Origin of the sequence: Longimicrobium terrae, from assembly GCF_014202995.1 — a bacterium.
Classification (GTDB): Bacteria; Gemmatimonadota; Gemmatimonadetes; order Longimicrobiales; family Longimicrobiaceae; genus Longimicrobium; species Longimicrobium terrae.
In genome coordinates, this window is the sequence record NZ_JACHIA010000009.1 from 1 (window position 1) to 25,286 (window position 25,286).

General features: G+C 70.4%; 20 protein-coding genes. 11 read left to right on the top strand and 9 right to left on the bottom strand.

From position 1 onward, the window contains the following. Positions 1–301: 301 nt before the first annotated feature. Positions 302–1,651: an exo-beta-N-acetylmuramidase NamZ family protein gene (locus HNQ61_RS15165; RefSeq protein WP_170035020.1), complete on the bottom strand. Its 1,350-nt coding sequence runs from the start codon at positions 1,649–1,651 to the stop codon at positions 302–304. Between the two features lie 165 nt (positions 1,652–1,816). Between HNQ61_RS15165 and HNQ61_RS15170 the strand changes: the two genes are divergently transcribed. Together HNQ61_RS15170 and HNQ61_RS15175 are read left to right on the top strand one after the other, a co-directional pair. Then, positions 1,817–3,067 carry a GNAT family N-acetyltransferase gene (locus HNQ61_RS15170; RefSeq protein ID WP_170035019.1) on the top strand — a complete coding sequence of 417 codons (1,251 nt, stop codon included), beginning with the start codon at positions 1,817–1,819 and terminating at the stop codon, positions 3,065–3,067. A gap of 106 nt (positions 3,068–3,173) precedes the next feature. Next, the gene (locus HNQ61_RS15175) at positions 3,174–4,847 is read left to right on the top strand and encodes an ABC transporter substrate-binding protein (RefSeq protein WP_170035018.1); all 1,674 of its coding nucleotides are present in this window, start codon (positions 3,174–3,176) and stop codon (positions 4,845–4,847) included. 131 nt (positions 4,848–4,978) lie between these two features. Here HNQ61_RS15175 and tri1 read toward each other — a convergent pair whose 3' ends face one another. Together tri1 and mrdA are read right to left on the bottom strand one after the other, a co-directional pair. Beyond that, a complete protein-coding gene (tri1, locus tag HNQ61_RS15180; protein ID WP_170035017.1) occupies positions 4,979–6,058 on the bottom strand; it encodes an ADP-ribosylarginine hydrolase Tri1 in 1,080 nt (359 codons plus the stop codon). A gap of 211 nt (positions 6,059–6,269) precedes the next feature. After that, the gene (gene mrdA, locus HNQ61_RS15185; RefSeq protein ID WP_170035016.1) at positions 6,270–8,144 is read right to left on the bottom strand and encodes a penicillin-binding protein 2; all 1,875 of its coding nucleotides are present in this window, start codon (positions 8,142–8,144) and stop codon (positions 6,270–6,272) included. A 297-nt stretch (positions 8,145–8,441) separates the two neighbouring features. Here mrdA and rho point away from each other — a divergent pair, with 297 nt between their 5' ends. After that, complete coding sequence (rho, locus tag HNQ61_RS15190; RefSeq protein ID WP_170035015.1) at positions 8,442–9,620, top strand: transcription termination factor Rho; 1,179 nt, start codon at positions 8,442–8,444, stop codon at positions 9,618–9,620. Positions 9,621–10,377: 757 nt separating this feature from the next. Here the strand turns inward: rho and HNQ61_RS15195 are convergent. Together HNQ61_RS15195 and HNQ61_RS15200 are read right to left on the bottom strand one after the other, a co-directional pair. Continuing rightward, positions 10,378–10,911, bottom strand: coding sequence for a superoxide dismutase family protein (locus HNQ61_RS15195; protein WP_205761543.1), 534 nt, complete (start codon positions 10,909–10,911; stop codon positions 10,378–10,380). Next, positions 10,908–11,489 (bottom strand): superoxide dismutase family protein, encoded by a 582-nt coding sequence (locus HNQ61_RS15200; RefSeq protein WP_170035014.1) that lies wholly within the window; start codon positions 11,487–11,489, stop codon positions 10,908–10,910. Before HNQ61_RS15200 ends, HNQ61_RS15195 begins: the two co-directional genes overlap by 4 nt. Before the next feature lie 281 nt (positions 11,490–11,770). On the opposite strand from HNQ61_RS15200, the gene HNQ61_RS15205 reads away from it, so the two are divergent. The 3 genes from HNQ61_RS15205 to HNQ61_RS15215 all read left to right on the top strand — a co-directional run bounded on the left by HNQ61_RS15205 (position 11,771) and on the right by HNQ61_RS15215 (position 15,959). Then, entirely contained in the window at positions 11,771–13,717 is a 1,947-nt protein-coding gene (locus tag HNQ61_RS15205) for a M56 family metallopeptidase (RefSeq protein ID WP_240978756.1), read from the top strand. Between the two features lie 128 nt (positions 13,718–13,845). Further along, positions 13,846–14,220, top strand: coding sequence for a BlaI/MecI/CopY family transcriptional regulator (locus HNQ61_RS15210; protein WP_170035012.1), 375 nt, complete (start codon positions 13,846–13,848; stop codon positions 14,218–14,220). Beyond that, the gene (locus HNQ61_RS15215) at positions 14,217–15,959 is read left to right on the top strand and encodes a M56 family metallopeptidase (RefSeq protein ID WP_170035011.1); all 1,743 of its coding nucleotides are present in this window, start codon (positions 14,217–14,219) and stop codon (positions 15,957–15,959) included. The genes HNQ61_RS15210 and HNQ61_RS15215 overlap by 4 nt, the downstream gene beginning before the upstream one ends. A gap of 124 nt (positions 15,960–16,083) precedes the next feature. Here HNQ61_RS15215 and HNQ61_RS15220 read toward each other — a convergent pair whose 3' ends face one another. Further along, positions 16,084–16,725, bottom strand: a complete 642-nt coding sequence (locus HNQ61_RS15220) for a DsbA family oxidoreductase (RefSeq protein ID WP_170035010.1) — start codon at positions 16,723–16,725, stop codon at positions 16,084–16,086. A gap of 220 nt (positions 16,726–16,945) precedes the next feature. On the opposite strand from HNQ61_RS15220, the gene HNQ61_RS15225 reads away from it, so the two are divergent. Continuing rightward, positions 16,946–18,439 carry a M28 family metallopeptidase gene (locus HNQ61_RS15225; protein WP_170035009.1) on the top strand — a complete coding sequence of 498 codons (1,494 nt, stop codon included), beginning with the start codon at positions 16,946–16,948 and terminating at the stop codon, positions 18,437–18,439. 455 nt (positions 18,440–18,894) lie between these two features. Further along, positions 18,895–19,869: a C39 family peptidase gene (locus HNQ61_RS15230; protein WP_184430746.1), complete on the top strand. Its 975-nt coding sequence runs from the start codon at positions 18,895–18,897 to the stop codon at positions 19,867–19,869. Positions 19,870–20,127: 258 nt separating this feature from the next. On the opposite strand, the gene HNQ61_RS15235 is transcribed toward HNQ61_RS15230, so the two are convergent. Next, positions 20,128–21,471 (bottom strand): glycoside hydrolase family 10-like protein, encoded by a 1,344-nt coding sequence (locus HNQ61_RS15235; protein ID WP_170035007.1) that lies wholly within the window; start codon positions 21,469–21,471, stop codon positions 20,128–20,130. A 307-nt stretch (positions 21,472–21,778) separates the two neighbouring features. Here HNQ61_RS15235 and HNQ61_RS15240 point away from each other — a divergent pair, with 307 nt between their 5' ends. From HNQ61_RS15240 to HNQ61_RS15250, 3 genes are all read left to right on the top strand, one after another. Next, complete coding sequence (locus tag HNQ61_RS15240) at positions 21,779–22,348, top strand: TFIIB-type zinc ribbon-containing protein (protein ID WP_170035006.1); 570 nt, start codon at positions 21,779–21,781, stop codon at positions 22,346–22,348. 64 nt (positions 22,349–22,412) lie between these two features. Further along, complete coding sequence (locus HNQ61_RS15245) at positions 22,413–23,678, top strand: WD40 repeat domain-containing protein (protein WP_170035005.1); 1,266 nt, start codon at positions 22,413–22,415, stop codon at positions 23,676–23,678. Positions 23,679–24,195: 517 nt separating this feature from the next. Next, positions 24,196–24,405: a cold shock domain-containing protein gene (locus HNQ61_RS15250; RefSeq protein WP_170035004.1), complete on the top strand. Its 210-nt coding sequence runs from the start codon at positions 24,196–24,198 to the stop codon at positions 24,403–24,405. Between the two features lie 241 nt (positions 24,406–24,646). Here the strand turns inward: HNQ61_RS15250 and HNQ61_RS15255 are convergent, their stop codons facing one another. Beyond that, complete coding sequence (locus tag HNQ61_RS15255) at positions 24,647–24,910, bottom strand: hypothetical protein (protein ID WP_170035003.1); 264 nt, start codon at positions 24,908–24,910, stop codon at positions 24,647–24,649. Positions 24,911–24,956: 46 nt separating this feature from the next. Next, complete coding sequence (gene infA / locus HNQ61_RS15260) at positions 24,957–25,178, bottom strand: translation initiation factor IF-1 (protein ID WP_170035002.1); 222 nt, start codon at positions 25,176–25,178, stop codon at positions 24,957–24,959. Positions 25,179–25,286: the final 108 nt, after the last annotated feature.

The following is a 25,286-nucleotide window of genomic DNA, read 5'->3' on the forward strand; positions in this document are numbered from 1 at the left end:
CTCCTGTCGTTGGCGGTTCTCGACAGGATAGACGGGGTCCGGCACCACTTTCAAATCGGCGCGTCCAGATTTACGACGCAACCCACTGTGCTAAATCAATTTATGGCACCCTCACCTGACAGTTAGCCGGACACTAGTGACCCTCCCCCAGTCTTTTTGGGGGGAGGGTGGGCCGGTGGTGCCGGCCCGGGTGGGGGCCGCCCCGGGCTCCGCCTCGCACGACGGGAAAACGGCCGGAGCATCGCTGCCCCGGCCGCCTTCGTTCATCCATCAACCGGCGTTACCGATGCAACCGGGACCTCTACCGGTAGAAGCGGTACTTGTCGCGCTCCTGCATCCAGGTGCGCATCTCCTCGTCCCAGCGGCGCTGGATCACGCGCGGGTCCTCGCCGCGGTCAAAGGCGGCGCGCGCCCACGTAGAGCCGATCATCTGCGTGAAGCCCGTGTTGGCAACCCGGAACTGCCCCGGGTTCTGCCGCTTGGCCTCCGTCAGAACCACCAGCGTCGTGTACACCGGCCGGAACGCGCGGCGGTCCGTCACCTCGATCTTGAGCGTGGTGAACTTCGTCCCCTTGTACTGCGTGTCCACCGCCGGGTCCGTCGTCGGCGTGATCTCCGTGGGCACGAAGCGCACGCCCGGCAGGTTGTACTGCGCAATCGCCGCCAGCAGCCGGTTGGCGTCCAGCCACGGCGCGCCGATGTACGAGAACGGCGCGTCCGTGCCGCGCCCCACGTGCACGTTGGTCCCCTCCGCCAGCACCAGCCCGCTGAAGTTGAGCGCCGCGTCCACCGAGCGGATGTTGGGGCTGGGGTTGATCCACCGCAGCCCCGTCTGCTCGAACCAGGTGTCCGGCCGCCATCCCTCGGCCCGGATCACGTGCAGGTCCACGCCCAGCCCGGAATCGTCGTTGAAGTACGCGGCCACCTCCCCCGACGTCATCCCGTGGCGCAGCGGCACCGTGTAGTAGCCGGTGATGACCTGCGTGACGTTGCGCACGTTGATGTCCATCACCGGCCCGTCCACCGCCTCCGTGATGGGATTGGGGCGATCGAGGACCACAAAGGGAATGCCGCGCTTCTTGGCCTCTTCCATGGCCATGGTCATGGTCCACACGAAGGTGTAGGGCCGCGCACCGATGTCCTGGATGTCGTAGAGAAGGATGTCGACGTTGGCCAGCTCCTCGGCCGTGGGGCGCTGCGTACGGTCATACAGCGAAAAGATGGGGATGCCGGTGCGGGTGTCCTTGCCCCCGGCCACCGTCTCGCCCGCCTCGGCCGTGCCGCGGATGCCGTGCTCCGGCCCGAACAGCGCCACCAGCTGCACCCCCGGCGTGCGCGCCAGCAGGTCAGCGCTCAGCTCGCCCGAGCGCGTGACGGCGCTCTGGTTGGTGATGAGCCCCACCCGCTTGCCCCGCAGCAGCGAAAGCGAGTCGCGCACCAGCACCTCCAGCCCGGGCACCACCGCGCGCTGCGCCTGCGCCGGCGCGGCCGGGGGCGGCGTGGTGGCCGCCACCGGCGCGGAGGCCGGCGGAAGGGTGTCTCCGGGGGCCTCGCCGCCCGGGGCGCCGCTGCGGCACGAGGCGGTGAACGACACGGCCAGCGCCGCGGCGAGAGCGGAACGGCGAAGGTGCGTGCGATGGGGCTGTGGCATCCTGAGCTTTCGCGGTTGTGCGCCCGCGCGCCCAACGGCGCGCATGGCACGGTACACGCATCGGCGCGGGGCAAAGGCCCGCGCGAATTCAGGGCCTCCGTGCCGCGAAATGCGGGCCATGCAAACGACCGGAGCCATGCACGTGAGATCGTCGGGAGGTCAGGGGTGACCGAAACGTACCGCCCGGCGCGTCCGGAAGAGATCGACGACGTCGCCCGTCTCAAGGCGCACAGCTTTCCCGCGCCCAACCGCGGCCACGAATGGTGGGAGAACTTTCTGGTCAACGGCCCCCACGGCGGCCTGGAGGCGCTGTGGGTGACGGAGGACCAGGGGCGGCTCATCGGCTCGTGCCAGCTGCTGTGGATGCGGCAGTGGATCAGCGGGGTGGCCATGCCCGTCATGGGCCTCGGCTCCGTGGCCATCGCCCCCACGCACCGCAAGCGCGGATTGGCGACGCGGATGCTGATCGCCGGCTTCGAGCACGCCCGCGAGCGCGGTGACGTCGCCTCCATCCTGTATCCCTTTCGCGCCTCGTTCTACGAAAGCCTGGGATACGGGCTGGCCGGCGAGGCGCACCAGTACCAGGTCCCCCCCGCCCTGCTGCCGGACGACAAGCAGGAGCGGCTGCGCGTGCGGATGGTGGACGGCGACGCGGACGAGGCCGCCATGCGCGCCGTCTACCGCGAGGCCGCCCAGCGCCTGCAGACCGGGCAGCTGGACCGCACCGAGCGCAACTGGCGGCAGAGCTGGAAGCGCGACGACCTGGCCGCCGTCCTGTACTGGGGTGAAAGCGGCGAGGCGGAGGGGTACGCCATCGTGCGCTACCGGGCGGACCTCCCCATCGACCGGCGCTTCATCGAGGTGGAGGAGCGCGTCTGGCTCACCCTGCGGGCGCAGCGCGGCATCTACGCCTGGCTTTCGTCCCTGGGCGACCAGTGGCGGGAAATCGTCTATCGCGCGCACCCGGAAGAAGGGTTCGGCGACCGGCTGAGCGAGCCGCGGCTGCCGCTTCTCTCCGCGCCCAACTGGGGGCTCTGGTTCCCCTCCGCCACGCTGCTGCGCGGCCCCATGCTTCGCGTGCTGGACGTGCCCGACGCGCTGCGGCTGCGGCGCCTGGCGGGAACGCAGGAGCTGACGCTGGCGCTGGAGGTGGAGGACCACCAGATCCCGGAAAACCGCGGGCCGTGGCGGGTGCACATCGAGGGCGGGCGGATGGAGGTGGAGCCGTACACCGGCGGCCACGTGGACGGAACGCTGCGGCTGCCCATCGACACCCTGTCGCGCATCTTCGTGGGGGCGCTGGCACCCTGGCAGGCCATGTCGGGCGGGCTGGCCGTCATTGACCGGCCGGCGCTGATCCCGCGGCTGGACCAGTCGTTCAGCGTGCCCAAGCCGTGGATGTTCGACCGGTTCTGACGGAAGAGATGGATCCGTCGTCATGGACGCGGCGGAGCGGGACGTGGAGGGTGGCGGGAGACGGGTGACGCAAAACCGGGGAGGGATGATGCGGGGAACGGGATGGATGCGGCGTGGAGCGCCGGCGGGAGCGCTCCTGCTGCTGGCGGCGATGGCGGCCGCGTGCGGCGGGGGCGGCGACAAGGGCGCGAGCGGGGGGCCGGATGTGCCGCCGCCGCCGGGCGGCTACAAGACCTTTGCGGGCGGGCCGCCGGGGGGCACGCTGATCGTGCTGGCGGAGGGCGAGCCGGATGACCTGAACCCGCTCACCTACGACGGCAACCCGGCGTTCCAGGCGGTGCGGCTGATGTTCCGCGCGCTGGCCCGGCGCGACAGCACGCTGGTGACGTACACGCCGGACCTGCTGGAGCGGTGGGAGCAGCCGGACCCGGCCACCGTGCTGCTGCACGTGCGCCCCGGCCTGAAGTGGCATGACGGCCGGCCGGTGACGGCCGAGGACGTGGTCTTTACCATCGAGCGGCAGAAGGACCCCAAGACGGCGTCGCCGCGGCTGCAGGACGTGGCCGGGGTGGAGACCGTGCGCGTCGTGGATCCCATGACGGCCGAGGTCAAGCTGAACCGCACCGGCCCCAGCACGCTGAACGCGCTGCTGGAGGTGGTTCCCGTTCCCAAGCACCTGCTGGGGAGCGTGGCGCCGGAGCAGTTCCGCTTTCAGCCGTTCAGCCAGCGGCCGGTAGGCAACGGGCTGTTCCGCTTCGGACAGTGGCAGAAGGGGCAGCAGTTGACGCTCCTGGCCAACCCCGACGCGCCGGAGGGCCGGCCCTCGCTGGAGCGCATCGTCATCCGCCTGATCCCCGAGCCCACGGCCCGGCTCACGGAGCTGATGAACGGCAACGGCGACCTGGCCAAGGTTCCCGCGCACCAGTACCGCGAGCTGCAGAACGCGCGCGGCATCAAGCTGTACACGGCGGCGCAGGTGCGGCCGGCGTGGATCGCCTTCAACACGCAGAAGGCGCCGGTGAACGACCCCGCCGTACGGCGCGCCATCCTCATGGGCGTGAACCGGGACACCATCGTCCGGGCGCTGTTCGGGCCGCAGGGGCGGGCGGCGCTCACCCCCATTCCCCCGCGCATCGATCCGTCGGGCGGCGCGGTGCGCCCCATCCCGTACAACCAGGCGGAGGCGGGGCGTCTGCTGGATGGGGCCGGCTGGCGCGACAGCAACGGCGACGGCGTGCGCGACAAGGGCGGCGTTCCGCTGGCCATCCAGGTGGAGTTCAGCGCGGCGGACCCCGTCCGCGGCGACATGCTGGTGGCCATGCAGGCGCAGCTCAAGCGCATCGGGGTGGACCTGCAGCCGCGCCAGTACGAGCGCACCACGTGGGTGGAGCGGCTGCGCGGGCGCACCTACACGGCGTCGTTCTGGGGATGGGGATGGGGCCCGGGGGTGATGGGGCCCAACGCCGAGGCCATCTGGCACTCGCGCAGCATTCCGCCCAAGGGCCCCAACTTCGCGGGGTACAGCAACCCGCGGGTGGACGCGCTGATCGACTCGGTGCTGGTGGGGAACGACACCACCGTCGCGCGGGGCCAGTGGGCGCGCATGGAGCAGATGGTGATCGACGACGCGGTGTACGCGCCGATCTTCCTCGATCCCGAGTTCTACGCGGCCAGCGACCGGTTCGCCAACGTCAAGTTCCGCGGCCCGGAGTGGTGGGAGGACGTGATCTTCTGGTCCGTCCCCCAGAACCGCCGCATCGCCCGCGACCGCACCCGCTGATCGTGGCTGGTGGATGAAAGCAAGGCCCTCCCCGGAGCTTCCGGGGAGGGCCTCTTTTCATCGTGTCGTCCGGAAGAAAGTCCCCCGGCTGTGCGGCTCTGCGTCGATCCGCGCCGGAAATCCCGATCGCCCTACAGCGCCAGCAGCCGATCCGCGCGGTCGAGGAGTGCGTCGCGCCAGGCCAGCTTCCGGAGCCATTCGGGCGGGATGGCGGACAGGCCGTAGATGGCGCCCGCGAGCTGCCCCGCCACGCAGGCCACGCTGTCGGCGTCGTCCCCCAGATTCGCCGCCAGAAGCACCGCCTCCTCGAAGCTGCCGCTGTTCCAGATGCTCCAGAGCGCCGCTTCCAGCGTGTCCACCACATAGCCCGAGGAGCGGATCTGGTCGCGGGTCTTGGACTTGTACTCGCCCGCGTTGATGATCTGCGCGCGCGGCGTGAGCGACGCGAGCATGGGTGCCAGAACGGCTTCCCGCGGGGCGCCCCGCAGCGCGTGGTGCATCTGCATGGCGAAGATCTGGCAGCAGGCGAGCGCGTCCATGGCCCCGTGGGTCACGCGGCTCTGCGCGGCGGCCATGTACCACGTCTGCCGCAGCGAGCCGCGCCAGGCGATGGCCACGGGCGCGACGCGCACCAGCGATCCGTTGCCGGCGGTGCGGTCGCTGGTGTTGCCCCGCCACCGGAAGTCCTCCGCCTCGTGCCCCTCCACGGCGGTACGCGTGGCGTTGCCGATGTCGAAGCAGTGGCCGGTAACGCTGTTCAGCCCGTCGCGGTACCAGCGCACCAGCAGCCGGGCGAAGCTCGCGGGATTGAACTCGCCGTCGGCGATGATGGCGTCCGCCAGGCACAGGGCCATGGTGGTGTCGTCCGTCCACTCGCCGGCTGCGAGCCTGAAGGGACCGCCGCCGACCATGTCATGGACGTGCCCGGCGTCCCGCGGCTGAAACTCGAGCGTGGTTCCTACCGCGTCGCCGGCGGCCATGCCGAGCAGCGCGCCGCGGGCCCGGTCGCGCGCGGCTTCCGGGGAAAGCGCGTCGGCGGGCGTATCGAGCCAGGACAGGGGGGCGCGATCGCCCTCGGCGCGGCGCGCCTCATCGGCATCGATCTGCCCCATCCGCATCCGCAGCCCCGGCGAGGCGGGCGGCGACAGGTGGCGGTAGTGGGCGACGACGTACTCGCCCAGCGCCAAATCGTCCGCGTGCAGGTCGATCATCAACCCATCTCCCCAGAAGTGTGATTACGATCACCCGTCCGATTCCATCCGCGCCCCCCGGAGCGCGCTCCACGGAGAAACGCGGAACGGAATCCGGGCCGGAAACGCAGCGGAGGTCACGGACAACCTCCGTGACCTCCGTGCATCCTCCGTGGCCTCCGTGTGAAACGGCAGTTCTCTGCTGCTCTGCTGCTTCGCGTGAGGCACTGGTTCAGTTAGAGCGCGTCACGCCCAGCGACTCGGAAATCAGCGGCGGATTGCGGAAGCCGTGCTTCTTGTTGAGATAGAAATCGGCCATTCGCGCCGCGACCGGAGCCGCCATGTGCGAGCCGCTTTCGCCGAATTCCACGATCACCGTCACCACGATCTCCGGCTGCCCGCCGCGCGGCCCGGCGAAGCCCGCGAACCAGGCGTGCGGCCGCTTGGGGTCCGTGGAGTTCTGCGACGTGCCCGTCTTGCCGTACAGCTTCCACCGGGTGAGCTCCACGGCGTGCGCGGTGCCGCCCTCTTCGATCACCGCCGCCATGCCTTCCCACACGGCCGCCAGCGTCTGCCGGCTGATCCCCAGGTTGGTTTCGATGGGAGCGTCGGCGCCCATGAGGATATGCGGGCGGCGCGCGGTGCCGTTTCCGGCCATGGCCGAGTAGAACTGCGCCATCCGCAGCGGCGTCTGCGAGTTGGGCCCCTGGCCGATGGACAGGTTCATCACTTCGCTGGGCGGCGGGCGCCACCCGAAGTGGTCCACGTACCAGCCGCGGCCGGTGGGAAAGACCCCGGACTTTTCGCCCGGCATGTCGATCCCGGTAGAGCGGCCGAAGCCCAGGCGCGTGCCTTCGCGGGTGAGGTTGTCGATCCCCAGCCGGATTCCCAGCTGGTAGAAGTACACGTTGCAGGAGTTGGCGATGGCCTGCGTAAGGTTCTGCGGGCCGTGCCCTTCGCGCTTCATGCAGCGGGCGTAGCGGCCGGCGTACGCCATGCCGCCCGTGCACCGCACCGGCATCACGTAGTCGGGGGTAATGACGCCGCGCTCCAGCCCCATGATGGCCGTGGCCAGCTTCCACGTGCTGGCGGGGGGATAGACCCCGGCGATGGCGCGGTTCACCATGGGGCGCGAGGGATCGCCGTTGAGGCGCGCCCAGTCCGTTGCCGACACGCCGCCCACGAACAGGTTGGGGTCGTAGCTGGGGGCGCTGTACATGGCCAGGATCTCGCCCGTGCTGGGCACCATGGCCACCACCGAGCCGCGCATTCCCGCGGGAAACACCTGCTGGGCGTAGCGCTGCAGGTCCAGGTCCAGCGTCAGCTTCAGGTCCGCGCCCGGCTTGGGCGCCTCGCTGATGGTGGGCGCGAACTGGCCCAGCACGCGGCCGCGCGCGTCCACCTCGATGTACTGCGCGCCGGCCGTGCCGCCCAGCTGCCGCTCGTACTGCCGCTCCACCCCCGTCTTGCCGATGTGCTGCCCCTGCCGGTACCCCTCGAACTCCTTGCTCTTGAGCTCGCGGTCGTTGATCTCCAGCACGTATCCCACCACGTGCGCCACGGCCGACCCGGCGGGGTAGCGGCGCACCGGGTGCGCCTCCAGCCGCACGCCGCGGATCTGCCCGCGGCGCTCTTCCAGCCGCGACACCTGCTCAAAGCTCAGGTTGCCGGTCACGCGCACGGGCTTGCCGCGGCTGCGGCGCGCGGCGCGCACGGCCTGCTCCACCGCGGCGGTGTCCAGCCCCAGCAGCGGGGTGACGGCGGCCAGGCGGGCGCGCACGGAATCGGGCGGGCCGGGGTCCACCATGAGGTTGTACCCCGTCACCGTTTCCGCCACCAGCTTGCCGTTGCGGTCCAGCACGGCGCCGCGCGGCGCGGCGGTGGGCAGCACCTCGAAGCGGTTGTCGTCCGAGCGCAGGGCAAACTCGCTGTTGCGCATCACCTGCGTGCGAAAGAACGCGGAGCCCAGCAGGCCCAGCGCCACAAACACGAACAGCACGCCGCCAAGGGCGCGCTGGCGGCGTGAATGCGGGTGAAACGGGTCCGCGGGGCGGGCCGAAAATTCCTGAAAGCGCGACATCCGGTGCCGGATCGGCAGAAACTTCATGGAGGGAGGAACGAGGGCTAAAGGTATATGAACCAATGCGTTCACGCCAGACGGAAGATCCCCCGAACATCCGCCGCACACCGGGCGGGCGCCCCGTCCCTTGCGCAAATCGGCGATTCAGGTATCTTGCGCGCATCCACGCCCGAATCGTCATTCTTCTTTGCGGCCCCCTCGGCACGCGACTTGACGTTCGCTCCCGGCGCGGAAACCCAGCCGACACGCGCAGCGTACCTCCCGTAAACCCCGGCCCTCCGCCGGCGGGCTTCGCGTTCCGGAAGACCAAGACAGAACACCTGCATGAGCCTTTCCACCCAACCGTCCGCCGCGGCGAGCACCGCCGCCGCGCCGCTTCCCACAGCGGACGGCATCCTTGAAGTTCTTCCCAGCGGCAGCGGGTTTCTGCGCACGTACGCCCACGGCTACCAGGCCGCGGACGGCGACGTGTTCGTTTCGCAGTCCGTCATCCGCAGGCTGGGGCTGCGCACGGGCGACCGCATCACCGGCACCACGGGCACGCCTCCCGGACGCGGCAAGAGCCCGCCGCTGGACGAGGTGACGGCGGTGAACGGGCTGGACCCCGCCCGCGCCCGCAGCCGCGCCGAGTTCGGCTCGCTTCCCGCCTCGTACCCCGACGAGCGGCTCAAGCTGGAAATCGTGGAAGACGTCCCCGCCCGCTCCCGCCGCGACTTCACCAACCGCATCATCGACCTGATCGCGCCGCTGGGCAAAGGCCAGCGCGCCCTCATCGTGGCTCCGGCCAAGGCCGGCAAGACCACGGTGCTGCAGGCCATCATGCGCGGCGTGGCGGTGAACTATCCCGACGCGGCGCTCATGGTGCTGCTGGTGGACGAGCGGCCGGAAGAAGTCACCGAAATGCAGATGCTGGGGATCGGCGAGGTGATCGCCAGTTCCTTCGACTGCCCGGCGGAGCGCCACGTGGCGGTCGCCGAGATCGTGCTGGAGCACGGCCGCCGCCTGGTGGAAAGCGGGCGCGACGTGGTGATCGTGCTGGACTCGCTCACCCGCCTGGCGCGCGCCTACAACACCACCGAGCGCGGCACGGGCAAGCTGCTTTCCGGCGGCATCGACAGCGGCGCGCTGGAAAAGCCCAAGCGCTTCTTCGGCAGCGCGCGCAAGGTGCGCGGGGGCACGGGGTCGCTCACCATCATCGCCACGGCGCTCATCGACACGGGCAGCCGCGGCGACGAGGTGATCTTCGAGGAGTTCAAGGGCACGGGCAACAGCGAAATCGTGCTGGACCGCACCCTGGCCGACAAGCGCATCTATCCCGCCATCGACGTGGAGAAGAGCGCCACCCGCCGCGAGGAGATGCTGTTTCCGCCGGAGCAGATCGACAAGATCCACCAACTCCGCCGCGCGCTGCACTCGCTTTCGCCCGAGGACGCCATTCAGTTGCTGATGAAGCAGATGGACGGCACCGCCAGCAACGACGAACTGGTTTCGCGCCTGCGCTGATCCGCGCGTGTGATGGATGACGAACGGGGTCCGCGGCCATCGCCGCGGACCCCGTTTTCGTCGATGCCGGATAGAATGATCGGCCCGAGGCGAAGGATGGACGTGCGTGGCGGGCTCCAGGGCGGCCCCCACCCGGGCCGGCACCACCGGCCCACCCTCCCCCGAAAAAGACCGGGGGAGGGTTGAGGCGGTCTGATCGTTCAGCGCGTGCCGGAGATTGCCCAGCGTGAGCGGATGCCGTTGAGCGAATGAATCCGCCGCTAAAACAGCGGGAACCCCCGACACGGCGCTATTCGCGCGCCGTTCGGGGCTTCAACCGCATAAAGCTACGCGATCCACACCGCAATCCGTCGCGGCACTGAGGTCTCCCTTTCTCCCGCGGAGCGGGGGAGAGGGCCGGGGAGAGGGGGCCTCTCCGGCCGCGCGGCACCATCCGAAGCACACCAGACCCGTAGTTCTCCCCTCTCCGTGCGGCTGTTTGCACGGGGAGGGGCCGGGGGAGGGGCCTGCGAGGCCGGGTACGCACACCGGAATCCGTCGTCCGCTCCAGTCCGCCGTTGCCGTGTGCTCCCTCTCCCACATCCGTTCGTGGGAGAGGGTCGTCGCGCGCAGCGCGCGGGGTGAGGGCCCCAGCCGCGGACGCGCACCCATCCGTTGATCACGAAGAAAAAAGCCCCGGACGGCGCCGTCGCCGTCCGGGGCTTCCACACTTCACAGGGCGACGCTCGATCCGAGCCGGCTCACCCCGATCGCGCCCTCAATCCTCCGGCGTAATCACCCCGCAGGCGATGCGCGCGCCGGAATTGCCGGACGGATCCGTCTTCAGGTCGTCCGCCGCGGCGTGCACCACCAGCGCGGTGCCGCGCGCGCGCCGCAGCGAGTTGGCGCGCTTGCCCGCCAGCACGGTTCCGCCCGCCACGCCCGTCAGAAATCCCTGCTGGTTGGCGTCCACCACTAGGTTGGGCAGGTCGCCCGCGTGCGGGCCGGTGGGGTTCTCCGCCCCGTGCTGCTTGGTCGCGGGGTTGAAGTGCCCGCCGGCGGAGGTGAAGTCCGGCCCGTCGCAGCGACCCGTCTCGTGCAGGTGCACGCCGTGCGTCCCCGCGGGAAGGCCGTTTATGGAAAGCGCCACCTGCACGCCCTCCGTCCCCGGCCGCAGCAGCGCCGTTCCCACGTTGCGCCCCGCCGCGTCACGCAGGGCCACGGTGCGGTACGCCTGCCCCGCCCCGCCGCCCATCATGGCGCAGCCGGACAGCGCCAGCAGAGCGAGCGCGCCGGCCGCGCCACGCATCATCGCGCGTCCCGCGGCGCCGCCGTGCCCGCCGCCCGCGCCTGCGCCGCCGGAGCCGCCAGCACCGCGCACGCGATGCGCGCGCCCGAGTTGCCGCTGGGGTCCGTCACCAGGTCGTCCGCGCTGGCGTGAACCACCAGCGAGGTGCCGTCCGCGTCAAACAGCGGCCCCGCTCCCGGAACGCCGCGCGCCAGAATGGTGGCGCTCACCTGCCCCGTGCCGCCCGCCGAAACCGTCATGTTGGGCATGTCACCCAGGTGCGGGCCGGCCGGGTTGCGCGGGCCGTGCTGGCGCATGGCCGGGTTCAGGTGCGGGCCGGCGGTGGTGAAGTCCGGCGCGTCGCAGCGTCCCGTGGTGTGCAGGTGCGTGCCGTGCGTTCCCGCGGGCAGGCTGGTGCCCTGCACGGCCACGCGCGTGCTGTCGCCCACGTAAGTGAGCGTCACGGAACCCACCTGCGCCCCCTGCGCGTTGTACAGCGGCGCGGTGAACGCGCGCGGCGGCACGGGTCCCGTCTCCGGCGCGGGTCCGCACGCGCCCAAGCCGAGCACGGCCGCCACCGCCACAAAGCTGATCCTCTTCATCCCTCGTCCTCCACCCGGTGTCATTGGTCGTCTGCCGCCGCGATCGGCGCGGGGGCACAGGCCAGCAAGGATCGTGCGTCCCGTCAGAATCGCCGCTCATCTCATCTACTAAAAAAATAGTTGACATTCGGAATCACGCGGATTACCATCTACTACGCATCTAGTAGATGCGCGCCGTGCACACTCCGTGGCGGGATCCGCGGGCATGTGCACGGGCGTGGATCGATGCGGAGAAACGAGCCGCGCGGTGTCGCGGAGTACCGCCCCAGGGAGGCCGGGTGATGATCATGTGGATGGCGTTCTGTCTGGCTGTGGGCGCGCTGCTGTGCGCCGGTGCGACCGCGCTGGAAGCGGCGCTGCGGGCGCTCCGCCTGCCCGCGCGCGGGGTGTGGATCGCGGCGCTGGCGCTTTCCGTCGCGATCCCGGCCGCGGCGCGGTGGGTTCGCACGCCCCCAGCGCCCAGAACCGTCAGCGTGATCGATCTCGGGGGTTCTCCCACGACGGATCTGACCGCCACGGTCAGCGCCGAGCCGCCCGCGCGCCCCACGCCCGTGGAAGCGCCCCCATCCGGAATCCCCGAGCAGAAGACCGGCGCCGAGGTGTGGGACGCGTGGCTGGGGACAGGGTGGATTGTGCTCTGCGCGTTGGCCGGCGCGTGGTGGGCGGCCGCTTGGGTGCTGCTGGCCATGCGGCGCCGCGCGTGGCGGGAAGCGGTCGTCGACGGCGTATCCGTCCTGGTCTCGCCGTCCACCGGCCCCGCCGTGGTGGGGCTGCTCCGCGGACGCATCGTGCTTCCCGAGTGGGTCGCCGCCGAGGCGGACGAGGGAGCACGCGCGCTCCTGCTGCGCCACGAGGCCGAGCACCTGCGCGCGGGCGATCCGCGGCTGCTCGCGGTCGGGTTTCTGTGCGCGGCGCTGATGCCGTGGAACCCCGCCCTGTGGTGGCAGCTGCGGCGCCTGCGGCTGGCCATGGAGGTGGATTGCGACGCGCGCGTGCTGGCGCGCGGCGCGGACGTGCGCGCGTACGGCGCGCTGCTGCTGGACGTGGGACGGCGGGGCGGATCAGGCCGGCTGCTGCCAGTGGCGTTTTCTCACCCGCGAAGCTTTCTGGAACGGAGAATCCGCATGATGACACAACCCGCGCTTCCCCGGCGGCGCCGCGCGCTGGCGGCCCTGGCCGTGGCCGCACTGGTGGCCGTGGGAGGGATGCGCATGGTTCCGCTTCCCGAACTCCCCACCACCGCCCGGCGCATTCTGGCCGATACCACCCAGCCGCGCCTGCTGAACGCGGAAGACGTCACCCGCGCGATCGGGGAGCACTATCCGCCGCTGCTGCGGGACGCGGGGATCACGGGCCAGGTGACGGTGCGGCTGTGGGTGGGCGCGGACGGATCCGCCACCCTGCGGGGCGTGGACGACGCCACCGACCCGCGTTTCATCGAGCCGGCCACCCGGGCCATGGAGGGCGCGCGCTTTCAGCCGGCGCGGACGGGCGGAATCGCCATCGGATCCACGCTGCTGCTTCCGCTGCGGTTCCGGCCGGGGCGCGCGCTGGTGGGGCCGCCGCGCGACACCGTGCAGCCCGTGCCGGCGAGCGGGCCCGGGTTTCTGCGCGCCATCCAGCAGCACTACCCGCCCCTGCTGCGCGACGCGGGTGTCAGCGGCGGCGCGGCCCTCAGCGTGCGCGTGGACGCCGCGGGCGCGCCCACCGTACTGCGCGTGGAGATGGCGTCCGACGACCGCTTCCGCGACCCGTCCATCCGCGTGGTCCGCGGGACTCGCTTCCGCCCGGCGCGGGTGGATGGCCGGGCGGTGGAGTACACCATGGTCATCCCCATCGTCTTCGAGGCCCCGGGAACCGGCCCGTCCGACGACGCCGGCCGGGAGCCCACGGCGGCCGAACGCCGCGCCATGGAGCAGGCCGGGGTGGAGTACGAGCGCAGGGACACGGCGATTCACGAAGCCCTGCGCGCCCGCCACCCCGACATTCTGCGGCGCGGATCTCCCCCGGGGCAGTACGTCTACTTTCTGGCGGATGAGCAGGGACGCATCCTCGCCAGCGGCACCGGCCTCATGGGCAGGGAACCGTGGAGCAACGACCAGTTGCTGACGGAGATGCGCCGGCTGCATCCGGACCGCTTCATCGTCGGGGTGCAGTCCTACAAGGGTTATCAGTTGGGCCCCCAGCGCAGGGTGCGGGCGAACCTCGCGTGGGTGACGGTGCGGTAGACGGTGGATCACAGGTGGTGAACCATCACCGGACAGCACCATTCCGTCGATCTACTAAAAATATAGTTGACAACGGGCGGACGATCGGATATCATCTACTACGACTCTAGTAGAAAGAAGCGCAACGGATGGAAATCAGCTTTACGGACCGCGAGCTGGACGTGATGGGCGTGCTGTGGGACCGCGGCGGCGCCACCGTCGCGGAAGTGCGCGAGCGGCTGAACGACGACCTGGCCTACACCACGGTGCTCACCGTTCTGCGCACTCTGCAGGAAAAGGGGTACGTGGGCCACACCGAAGCCGGCAAGGCGCACCGCTACCACCCTCTGGTGGAGCGCGGCGACGCCGGGGCGAGCGCCGTGGGGCGCATGCTGCGCAAGCTCTTCAAGAACTCGCCGGAGCTGCTGCTGACGCACCTGGTGTCGGACCGCGGCATGAGCGACCAGGAGCTTCGGCGGATGAAGGAGCTGCTGGACGACCGGCTCAAGGAGAACGGCGGATGATGCTTCACTGGATGGGCTTCTGCCTGGCCGTGGGCGCGCTGCTCTGCGCCGGCGCCATGGCGCTGGAGGCCGCGCTGCGGACGCTGCGCCTCCCCGCGCGGTGGGTGTGGTCGGCGGCGCTGGTGCTTTCGCTCGCCATTCCCGCCGCCTCCCGGTGGATGCCGCAAGCGCCGCAGCCCGTCGAAAACGCCGCCGCCGCCGATCAGCCCCCCGCATCCACGGAGACGGGCATCTCCATCCCGCTTCCCGCCGCGCGGGGGATGGACGTATCGGTGCTGAACGCGCCGCTGCGGACGGGGTGGATGCTGGCCTCCGGCGCGGCCGCGCTCGCGTGGCTGGCCGCGTGGGCCGCGCTGGAACGCCGGCGCCGCGGGTGGAGCGCCGAGCGCGTGGACGGCGTGGACGTGCTGGTCTCGGAGCGTACGGGGCCGGCCGTGGTGGGACTGCTGCGCGGCCGCATCGTGGTGCCCGCCTGGGTGCTGCGCGACACGGACGCCGATGCGCGCGCGCTGCTGCTGGAGCACGAGGCCGAGCACCTGCGCGCGGGCGATCCGCGGCTGCTGGCCCTGGCACTCGTGTGCGTGACGCTGATGCCGTGGAGCCCCGCTGCCTGGTGGCAGCTGCGGCGGCTGCGGCTGGCGATGGAAGTGGACTGTGACTCCCGCGTGCTGGCCCGCCGCGCAGACGTGCGCGGCTACGGCACGCTGCTACTGGAGGTGGGGCGCCGCGCGGCACAAGGCCGCCTGCCCACCCTTGCCTTCAGCGAACCTGCCTCATTCCTGGAACGGAGAATCCGCATGATGACGACCCCGCCCGCCCGCGCGCCGCTCCCCCGCGCCGCCGCCCTGTGTGCCCTTTCCCTCGCGCTGCTGGCCGCCGCCTGCGAGGCGCCCGGCCCCGTGAACCCGTCGCCCGCGTCGCGCGACCGCGTCTTCTCGTCGTCCGGCGGGGGCGCCGCGCAGGCCTCGCTCACCCCGCGCGAAGCCATGCAGCGCTACTACCCCGAGGTCATCGCCCGCGGCCCGGGCAGTCAGGACCAGTTCGTCTTCGTCATCGGCGCGGACGGCGCCGTGCAGGAGCACCGCCGCGCGGCCACCACGCGCGGCCCGGGCGGACAGGTGCAGGTGAGCGGGCTGGACGAGCTCCAGGCCAGCGCCAACCTCATCGCCTCCGTGGACGTCATGAAGATGACGGAGGGCCAGATGGGCCCCGGCGCGCTCAACATCATCTGGGTCCAGATGAAGGGCGAAGGCGAAGCGGTCGCGGCCGCGCCCGCCGGCGGGGCCAGCCGGGTGGAGTTCCGCGTCACCGAAACCGTGCCCACCGCGGCGGGAAGCGCTTCCAACATCACCATCCGCCGCACGGACGCGGCGCAGTCCGCCTCCCCCGCGGACGCACGGGCCACGGAGGTCACCATCCGCGCCACCGGGACCGGCGAAGCGCGTGCCACGTCCAGCTTTACCTCCGGCGCCGGCACCGCGCAGCAGGTGGACGCGGGCGCCGTGCGCGCCGCGGTTCAGCAGCACATGCCGGGCGTGGCGGCAAACGGCACCACGTCGGAGTACGTCTGGTTCGTGGCCAACGCGGCCGGCCAGGTGGTGTCGTTCGGCGAAACGACCTCGGGAATGAACGGCGCCATCAACCCCGACAACATCGCCAGCGTGCAGGTGTTCAAGGGCGAGTCGATGACCATCAACGGGCACGAGGTCCCGGTGATCTGGGCGGTCAGCAAGAACTGATATGACGCTGGCGGATGGATGAAACGCGAGTGGGGGAGGGCAGCGCTGCCCTCCCCCACTCGCGTTTCCGTCGACGATCATTTCGCGGAACGCCGTCTCCTCGCGGATGATCCTGCCGGGCGGATCAGGATGCGGCGGTTTCCAGTTGAACCACCTGGTCCAGCACGCTCACGAACGTTTCCACCGGCTGCGCGCCGCTGAACGCGTACTTGCCTTCCAGCACAAAGAAGGGGACGCCGGAGATGCCGTTGCCCGCGGCCTCCGCCTGCGAGCGCTGCACCTCGTCCGCAAGTTCGCCGCCGGCAAGAAAGGCCGCGACCTGCTCGCGGTCCAGCCCCACACTCGCGGCCACGTCCGCCAGCACATCCGTATCGCCCACGTTGCGGCCCTCGGTGAAGTGGGCGCGGAACAGCGCCTCGGCCATCGCCAGCCCCACGCCCTCCCGCTGGGCGAGCAGGATCAGCCGGTGCGCCGCGCCGGTGTTGGAGGCCACGGTGATGCGGTCGAACTCGAAGGGAATCCCGTCTTCCGCGCCTGCGCTGGCCACGTGGCCGAACATCGCCCTGGCGCGCTCCGGCCCGCCGAACTTGGTGCGCACCAGCTCGTCCCACGGCGTTCCCTCGGCGGGAAGGTCGGGCTGCAGCTGAAACGGCCGCCACACGATCTCTGCCTGCACCTCCGGCCGCTGCTCCAGCGCGCGCAGCAGGCGCGTTTCGCCGATCCAGCACCACGGGCACGCCACGTCGGACCACACCTCGATCTTCATCCTCGCCTCTCCCGGAATTATGCGCGCGTGCGGCGGAAACGACCGCCGTCACATCCCGCGCTGGATACACCGATCCGCGCGCGCCGCTCCCCGGAATGACCGTGATCGACCGGAACACCGCGTGCGGCCTTGTGGGCGCGGTTCGCGCGGCGCACGTTTGGCGGATGAACTCCGGCCGCCCGTCCGCGCGCCGGAGCCCACGACCACAGGATTGCGCCTGATGCGATTTCGATCCCTTCTCCTGGCCGGCCTCGTTGCCCCGGCGCTCAACGCCTGCGCGGGGCCCATGGCCGGCTCCGGCCCGTCCGCGGCGCGCGGGCCGGGCGGCGCCGCCATCACGGCCGGCGACCTTCGCCGCGACCTCTTCTTTCTGGCCAGCGACTCCATGCGCGGCCGCCGCGGCGCCACGGACGACGAGCTTCGCGCCTCCATGTGGCTGGCCGCGCAGGCGCAGGCCATGGGGCTGCAGCCCGCGGGCGACGACGGCACCTTCTTTCAGTTCTTTCCCGTGCGCCGCTTTCGCATGTCGGAAACCAGCACGGTGACGCTGGGCGGGCGCACGCTGCGGCTGTGGGAAGACGCCGTGGTGATGGCGCCGGTTGACGCGCGCGTGGATGCGCCGGTGATGTCGGGAGATGCGCCGCTGGCGGCGGGCGCCGCGTCCGATCGCGCGGTGGTGGCGCGCCTGCGTCCGCCCGCCACGCAGACGCCGCGCTGGGTGAGCCTGTGGAGCTGGCGGCAGACCAGCGGCGCCGTCAACGCGCAGCGGACGGCGCTGACGCCCGCGTCCCCCTCCGCGCTCGTGTTCGTGGCGGATTCGGTGGGATTGCTGGCGTTTGAGAACCTGATCAAGTCCGCGCGCGAAGGACGCTATCTGCTCGACACGCTGGGGGTGAACCCGCGCGCCAACATTCCGCCCGTTCCCGTGATCCTGGTGCGGCCGGAAGTGGTGGCGGGGCTGGATCTGTCCACCGCGCGGCTGACGGCGGACCTGCGGACGGAGAGCTTCATCTACCCCTCCGTGAACGTCGTCGCGCGGGTGCCGGGGACGGATCCGGCGCTGCGCGGCGAGCACGTGCTGTTCAGCGGCCACCAGGACCACGATGGCGTGAACCGTCCGGTGAACGGCGACTCCATCTGGAATGGCGCGGACGACAACGCCACCGTGAGCGTCGCGCTGCTGGCCATCGGTCGGGCGTTCGCGCGCGAGCCGGGGCGGCGGTCGGCGCTGTTCGTGTGGCACGGCTCGGAGGAGCGCGGGCTGCTGGGCTCGTACTGGTACGCGCGCACGCCCACCATCCCGCGTAGCGGCATCGTGGCGGTGCTCAACGCCGACATGATCGGGCGCAACAGCCCGGATTCCGCCGCGCTGCTGGGCGTCACGGCGCCGCACCGCAACAGCCAGGCGCTGGTGAACATGGCCCTGGCGGCCAATCCCGGCTTTGCGCTGGACAGCACGTGGGACGCACCCACGCATCCGGAGGGATGGTACTTTCGCAGCGATCACCTGCCGTACGCGCGCGTGGGGATTCCGGCCATCTTCTTTACCACGCTGCTGCACGCGGACTACCACACGCCGGAGGATGAGCCGGAGCGCATCGACATCGCCAAACTGGAGCGGATGACGCGCTGGATGTACGCCACCGGCTGGTCCGTCGCCAACGCCGCCGCGCGCCCCGCGCTCGATCCGCAGCCCGCCGCGCCCAACCGCTGACGCGCTCGATCAACCATCGATCGACGAACGAAGGCCCGGGATGATCCCGGGCCTTTGTTCGTAGGTCCACAACGTATCCCGCCGGTGATGATCGATTCCGCACGTGCGGAGAGCCCGCACACTGCCCTCACGCGGGGGTCGCGGAGGTCGCGGAGGTCGCGGGGGAGTCACCGCGCATTGGAGAATATCGGCGCGTGTTGGGAAGTCTAATGGGATCATGACGGAGCAGGGTGCACCAGAATGCGGGCGAGTGCACCACATCGCGTCAGTCCGTGACTGGTGGATCAACAAGCTTCAGGTCGTTCCGAGGCAGCAACCCCGTCCCATACTCGTTGCACAACGCACACTTACGCGAAGGCGCAATCGGGATGGCGAAACGCATGAGGGCGGGGTATGGAACTGGCTTTGATCCAGCCTTCCCAGACGGTCTTCTCTCCCGAACCGCTCGAGGCCCCATGACCCACCCAGCCAACTCCCCCCGGTTGGACCGCCCCCGCCCGCCGCGCCGCCGATGGATGCCGTGCGCCGCCGCGCTGCTCGCCGTGCTGGCACTCGGCGCGTGCGACGCGGGCACGCTGCTGACCTCCGCACCGGATACGCCCGCACGCACGCTGGCGGGAACCGCGACGCTGGCCTGGGTGAGCCCCACCGGCACCACGGCCACCAATCCCGTCACCTTCCGCGCGGACGCGACGAGCGACATCGTCACCATCAAGTACTTCGCGGACGGCACTTTTCTGCTCGGCTCCAGCGCCGACCGGGCGAACTCGTTTCCCGTCACGTACAAGTTCAGCGGCGTGGGCGTGCGGCGCGTGTACGTGCGCGGATACAACGCGGCGGGCGCGCAGGTGGCGGGTGCGTACAAGGACTTCACCATCCGCGACCTGATCGCGAACGTGCCGTACTTCTTTCAGTACGCCAACACGTACGAGCCCGGCGCCACGTGCGCCAACACCACCATGGCGATGCTGCTCAAGTACTACGGAGCCAGCTACACGCCGGACCAGATCTACTCGGAGTTCCAGAAGAAGTCGCAGGACGAGTTCAAGTTCGACACGATCTTCAACCGGCTGGCGGCGCGGGCAGGGCTCAAGCAGCGCATCCGCGTGCACATGGAAACGGGCTCCATCGCCGAGATGGAGGCGGAGCTGAACCGGCAGCGGCCGGTGATCATCCACGGAAAGTTCACCAGTTCCGGCCACGTGATGCTGCTGATCGGCAACGACGGCGCCAGCTACACCATGAACGATCCCGCCGGCGTGTGGGGCCAGCAGCTGTGCAACGGCGGGGCGTACGGCGGTTCCGGCGGCGCGGGCGTGCGCTACGGCCGCGCCGTCGTGGGCAAGGCGATCACCACGCCGTGGCAGGGCAGCTGCACCACCTTCGACCCCAACACCGTGCGCTACCACGAAACCTACCTGGTCCCCTGACCAACGCCGGTTCTGTGGATGAAAAAAGGCCGGCTCCCCGCGCGGGAGCCAGCCTTTTATTACCCCGGCCATCAACCGACGCGGACAGAAAGCCTGTCTCCCGCCCCACACTCCCCGCGACCTCCGCGACCCCCGCGACCTCCGCGTGAGGGCAGTTCAACCGCGCTCCGATGGATCAACGAGACTCATCCCCGCGCGCTGAACGCCGCATGCGAACCGGAGAAACTCGTGCCTGCCGATATCCGTTGGCCAGACCGGCTACTCCGCCGCGTTCAGCCACGGCATGCGCGGCACGGTGGCGGGCTCGCTGAAGACGCCGTTGGCCAGGAACGACCACGCGTTCTGCTCGTTGAGCGCGCCGTACGAGTAGAAGCTGAAGCCGTTCACCCCGCGCTCGCGCCCGAGCCGCACCTGCCGCGCGATCTCGCTCAGCGGCAGCCCGGTGACGATGCCGGCGTACACGTGCCGGCCGCTGGGGCGCATCCCCGCCACGTGGTCCGCCACCATGCAGTCCCAGTCGGGATTCGGCTCCTGTCCCGGGCGGCGCGGGCGGTACGAGCAGCGCTCGTCGGCCACGTAGAAGTACGTCATGGGCACCGCGACGTCCAGGTAGCCGCCGCTGGCCCATCCCCACGTATCCTGAAAGAACTGCGCGACCCCGCTGGACGACTCGCGCCACCCCAGCCGCGTGCGGTCGTAGATGGGCCACACGGCGGCCGAAAGCGGCACCGCGCGCACGGCCTTGATGCTGTCGTTGGTCTCGCGCACGGTGCTGTTCACCAGTTCCCGCCGGAAGCGCGCCCAGCCCTCGCGGTCCGTGGCCGGGTCCCGCCCGAACGCCGCCAGCGAAGCCGGATCCCACCCGAAGTCCGCGCCCGGATAGCGGATGCGGTCCAGGTGCACGCCATCCACATCGTACCGGCGCACCACGTCGGCGGCCACGCGCGCCAGGTGCGTGCGCACTTCCGGGTGCACGGGCGAGAGATAGACGTACTCGTCCTCGCCGTTGGGGCACGCCATGGGGCGGCCGCGGCGCGTGTACATGGCCCACTCCGGATGGTCCACCAGCACGTGGTTGGGCTGGCCCGCCACACTGGGCCGCAGCCCGCGGCAGTCCGCCGCCGTGCGCGACTCCCAGCCGGAAAGCGCGTTGATCCACGCGTGCAGCTGAATGCCGCGCGAGTGCGCCTCGCGGACGGCCACCTCCAGCGGGTCCCACGTGGGCACGCCGCCCAGCTGCCCGCACAGGCGCGGCGAGCACGGATCCAGCTGCGACCGGTACCGCGCGTCGCCCGGCCCGCGCACCTGAAAGTAGACGATGTTGAAGTTGGCGCGCCGGGCCTGCTCCATCAGCGTGCGAATGGTGGCGGCCGAGCCGTAGTCCCACCGGTTCACCCAGAGCGCGCGTCCTTCCTCCATCACCGCGGGCGCGGGATCAGGCGCGGAGGTGGCGGTGATGGAGATGGACGGCGCGAGACCGCGGGCCGCGGCGACGGCATCCGCCGCCGTGCGCGAGGGGCGCAACGCCACCCCCGCCGCCGTCCCGCCGAACAGCAGCGCGGGCACGGCAACAAGCAGCGTGCGGGAGATCATCTGATTCATGCGCAGAAACCTTCAGCCCGGGCCCGGAGGGGGCACGGTGGATTGGGATCGGCAGCCCTGCGAAAGCGGCTCAATCGGCGGAGGTGGTTGATAGGCGGAGTGCGCGTCAGATGTTCCGCGCAGCGCGTCGCGAACAATAACACGATTCGCGGGATGCCGAACCCCGGCTTCGCGCGGACGTGCCCAGGACGCATGCGATCGCAGGAGCCCCGCGCGCATCGTCTGACATCTGCACGAAGTCATCCCCGTGGCCTAGATTGTCTGGATCGCGGTCCCAGCACCGGCCTTCTCCCCTTCTCCGCGTCCCATGTCCGTCACCCTGCTGTGCCCCGCGTGCGGCCGGCCCGTCACGTTGAGGGTGGAAGTGGACGAGGCGAGCTGCCCGCACTGCGCCGCGACCATCCCCGCTCCGCTGCTGAACGCGGGGGCGGCCGAAATCCGCGGGCGGAAACCGGCCCTCATCCGGCTCCTGACGCTGTTCCTCGGCGCCTGGGCGATCATCGCGGTCCTCACGTCGCTCATGATGGTCTTCGGCGGCGCGTCGACCTACACCTTCAACGGCGAGCGCGTCGCCCGGGACGAATTCATGGGAATGATGCGACCGGTGTTCGCGATGCTGGCGCTGCTCGTTCCGGCCGTCGGCGCCACCGTGTGGGCTCTTTACCGCGAGAAGCCCTGGGGCCGGCACGCCGTCATGGGACTGATCTGCGCCATCACGGGGGCGCCGGTAGTCCTCGGCGTCGGAAAGCCCATGGTGTCTTCGATGAGGGTGCCCATGATCATCGGCGCGGTGGCGCACGCGGTGCCCGCGTTCTGGTATTTTTATCGAAAGAGAAACGTTGTGGCCTACTACCGGTCTCTCCAGGCACGCGGCTGAACCGAGCCCCCCGGATGAGACCATGACGACCTCACACGCTCCACGCCCCGCAGCCACCAATCCCATGCGCTCCCTTCTCCTCGCGCTCACCGCCGTCACGGCGCTGGGCGGCACGCTCGCGGCCCAGACGCCGGACGAGCCCAAGGATCCCGTCCTTCGGGAGATGATGGCCAGGCAGGCGCGGGAGTGCAGGCCGCCGGGCACCCCTCGCTCCGACTACCCCAAGCCCGGCACCCGCGAAGCAGGTCCCGCGACGCTGCGCGCGTACACACCGCATCCGTATCGCGTCACCGGCAGCACCGATCCGCAGGTGAGCGTGCGCGAGGTGGTGATCTCGGAGGAGGGCTGCCTGATCGCCATCCACCGCTCCGACCGCGTGCTGGACGTGTGGAGCAACCGCGAGGGGCGCCTCCTCTTTTCCCGCCCGGACACGGACTGGGGATACGAGCGCACGGGGATGGCCTTCAGCCCGGACGCGAGCGTGCTGGCGATCGCGGGCCAGGGTGGCCTGCTGAAGGTGTACGACGCCGCGAGCGGCACCCTGCTGGCCGAAATGGACGGCAAGCCGCACATCGACGAGACCGTGCGCCGGGAGATGGGCAAGGGGATTGACCAGGACCGGCGCAGCGTGATGGCGTCCGTGGCGTTCAGCCCCGACAACCGGCGGCTGGTGACCACCGGCAACTTCGGCACGGTAATCGTGTGGGACCTGGCCTCCCGCCGCGCGCGCTGGGCCCGGCGGATGGAGCCCCAAACGCCGGAACCGGCCATGCCCGGTGGCAACGCGGTGTTCACCCGCGACGGCCAGCAGATCGTGGTGATGGGTGAGCAGGGCATGCAGGTGCGTTCCGCGTCCACTGGCGAGATCGTGCAGCCCTTTCCCGTCTCCAGCGGCGCCACGCCGTTCGACGCGGACGGCCCGATGGAGTTCACCAACAGCCGCCCGGAGGAGATGGCGGCGAGCGTGGACTGGCCGGGGCTGGCCGTCCTCGGCACGACGGGAGCGGCCCGCGAGGGCGGCCAGGCGCCCCGGCTGCGGTGGATTCAGATCGTGAACCGGCACCAGCTTTCGCCCATGTACAGCTTTCGCGTCCCCGAAGGCTTGTGGCACATCGCCATCCGGCCGGAGGGCGGCTCGCTGGCTGGCATGCGCGGCGACACCGTGCAGGTGTACAGCGTCATGGGCCCGCCGGAGTTCGTCATCACCCCCGACGTGGTACAGGGCGCGGCGGGCCGCATCACCCGCGTGCTGTTCGGCGTGTCTGGCCGCATGTACACGCTGCACGAGGGCCCTATTCCCCTGCTCACGTGGGACCTTTCCCCCATCTGACCCCGGTTGGGGATGACGAACGAAACCGCGTCCCGCCATTCACCGGGTCGCGCGGATGGGCGGATGGGCGGATGGGCGGATGGGCGGATCGGCGGATCGGCGAATGAAGGAACGAGGGGACGAGGGATGACGCGCGATTTCGGATCTCCCGCTATTAGCGGACGGGCGCGTATCCACTGAACAGCCCGATCCCAACCCTCACCGGCGCCAGAACAAGCTCCGGGGCCGGTGAGCGACGGGTTTCCGGGGCGGACGGATGGGCGTTGGTGCCGGCCTCACGCCGCCCGCCGCGACGCGACGCTTGACACGGGACGGGGGAGTCGCTATACTAGGTCCTGCGACAATGAAGCCAGAGTACAAGTGACCTGGGATGCGATCGCGCCTGGGTCCCTTTTTGTATTCTGCCAAGTGACGCGAGGCCGCGCGGGGCTGATTATCCGCGCAACCAGTACAGGCGATCGTTAGGTTCGGACGACCCGTACCACGAGAGTCGGTCAACAAAACACAGGAGTACGGGATGCGTACGACCGGAACCGTCAAGTGGTTTAACGACAGCAAGGGCTTTGGATTCATCACCCCCGAGGGTGGCGCCAAGGATTGCTTCGTCCACCACTCCGCCATCCAGGGCCAGGGCTTCAAGACCCTTGCCGAGGGTGAGCGCGTGGAGTTCGAGGTTGTGCAGGGCCAGAAGGGCCCCGCCGCCGAGAACGTCGTTCGCCTGGGCTGAGCCCACGCTGGACCGCGTGATCTAGAAGGGGCCGCTCCCACCGGAGCGGCCCCTTCTTTTTTTGTCCCGTCCTCGCGGGCGGAATGCGAAACGAGGGCCGCCTTCCCGTGGGGAAAGCGGCCCTCGTTCCTGCATCATCTCCGATCGCCGCCGGCGCGGGCGGGCGGCGGAGCGGAAAAGGAAGCGGGCCGCTCCCGCGTGCGGCGGGGCGGCCCGATCGGTACTACCACACCGGCCCGTGTCAGGCGGCCGGGGCCACCAGGATGTTGGAGGCAGCCGCAAAAAACGGCTTGGTGGTGGGGTCATCCAGCTGAATCTGCAGCAGGCGGCTTCCGTCGCCCGTCTTGCCGAGCAGGGCGGTCACCACGCCCACGCCGGCCGTGCAGAACACGGTTTCGCCCACCGCGGGCATCCGCTCCGTCGCCGGGATCCATCCCGGCCGCGCTTCGCCGTTGACGAACAGGTCTTCGTCACGAATGCGCCGGATGCTGTTTCCAATCGCCATCAGTTACCTCCTTGTGCGATGGTAGTCCCGAAGAAAGCCGATCCGCTTACGCCTTGTGGCGGTACGTGATGCGTCCGCGCGTAAGGTCGTACGGGGAGAGCGAAAGCGTGACACGGTCTCCCACCATCACGCGGATCTTGAACTTGGTCATCTTGCCCGCCCCGTAGGCCAGGACGATGTGACCGTTCTCCAGCTTTACCCGGTACTTGCGGTCCGGCAGCACTTCGGTGACGTGGCCGTCAACGACGATTCCCTCTTCCTTGGCCAAGCGCTCTCCACGATCCTGGGTTGAACGAAAAAACGCCCGCGGCGCACGGTTCGCGGCAGATCCGCGGGCGGCGCCCAGGCGGGAGTCTCACGGACTCCCGGCATCAGA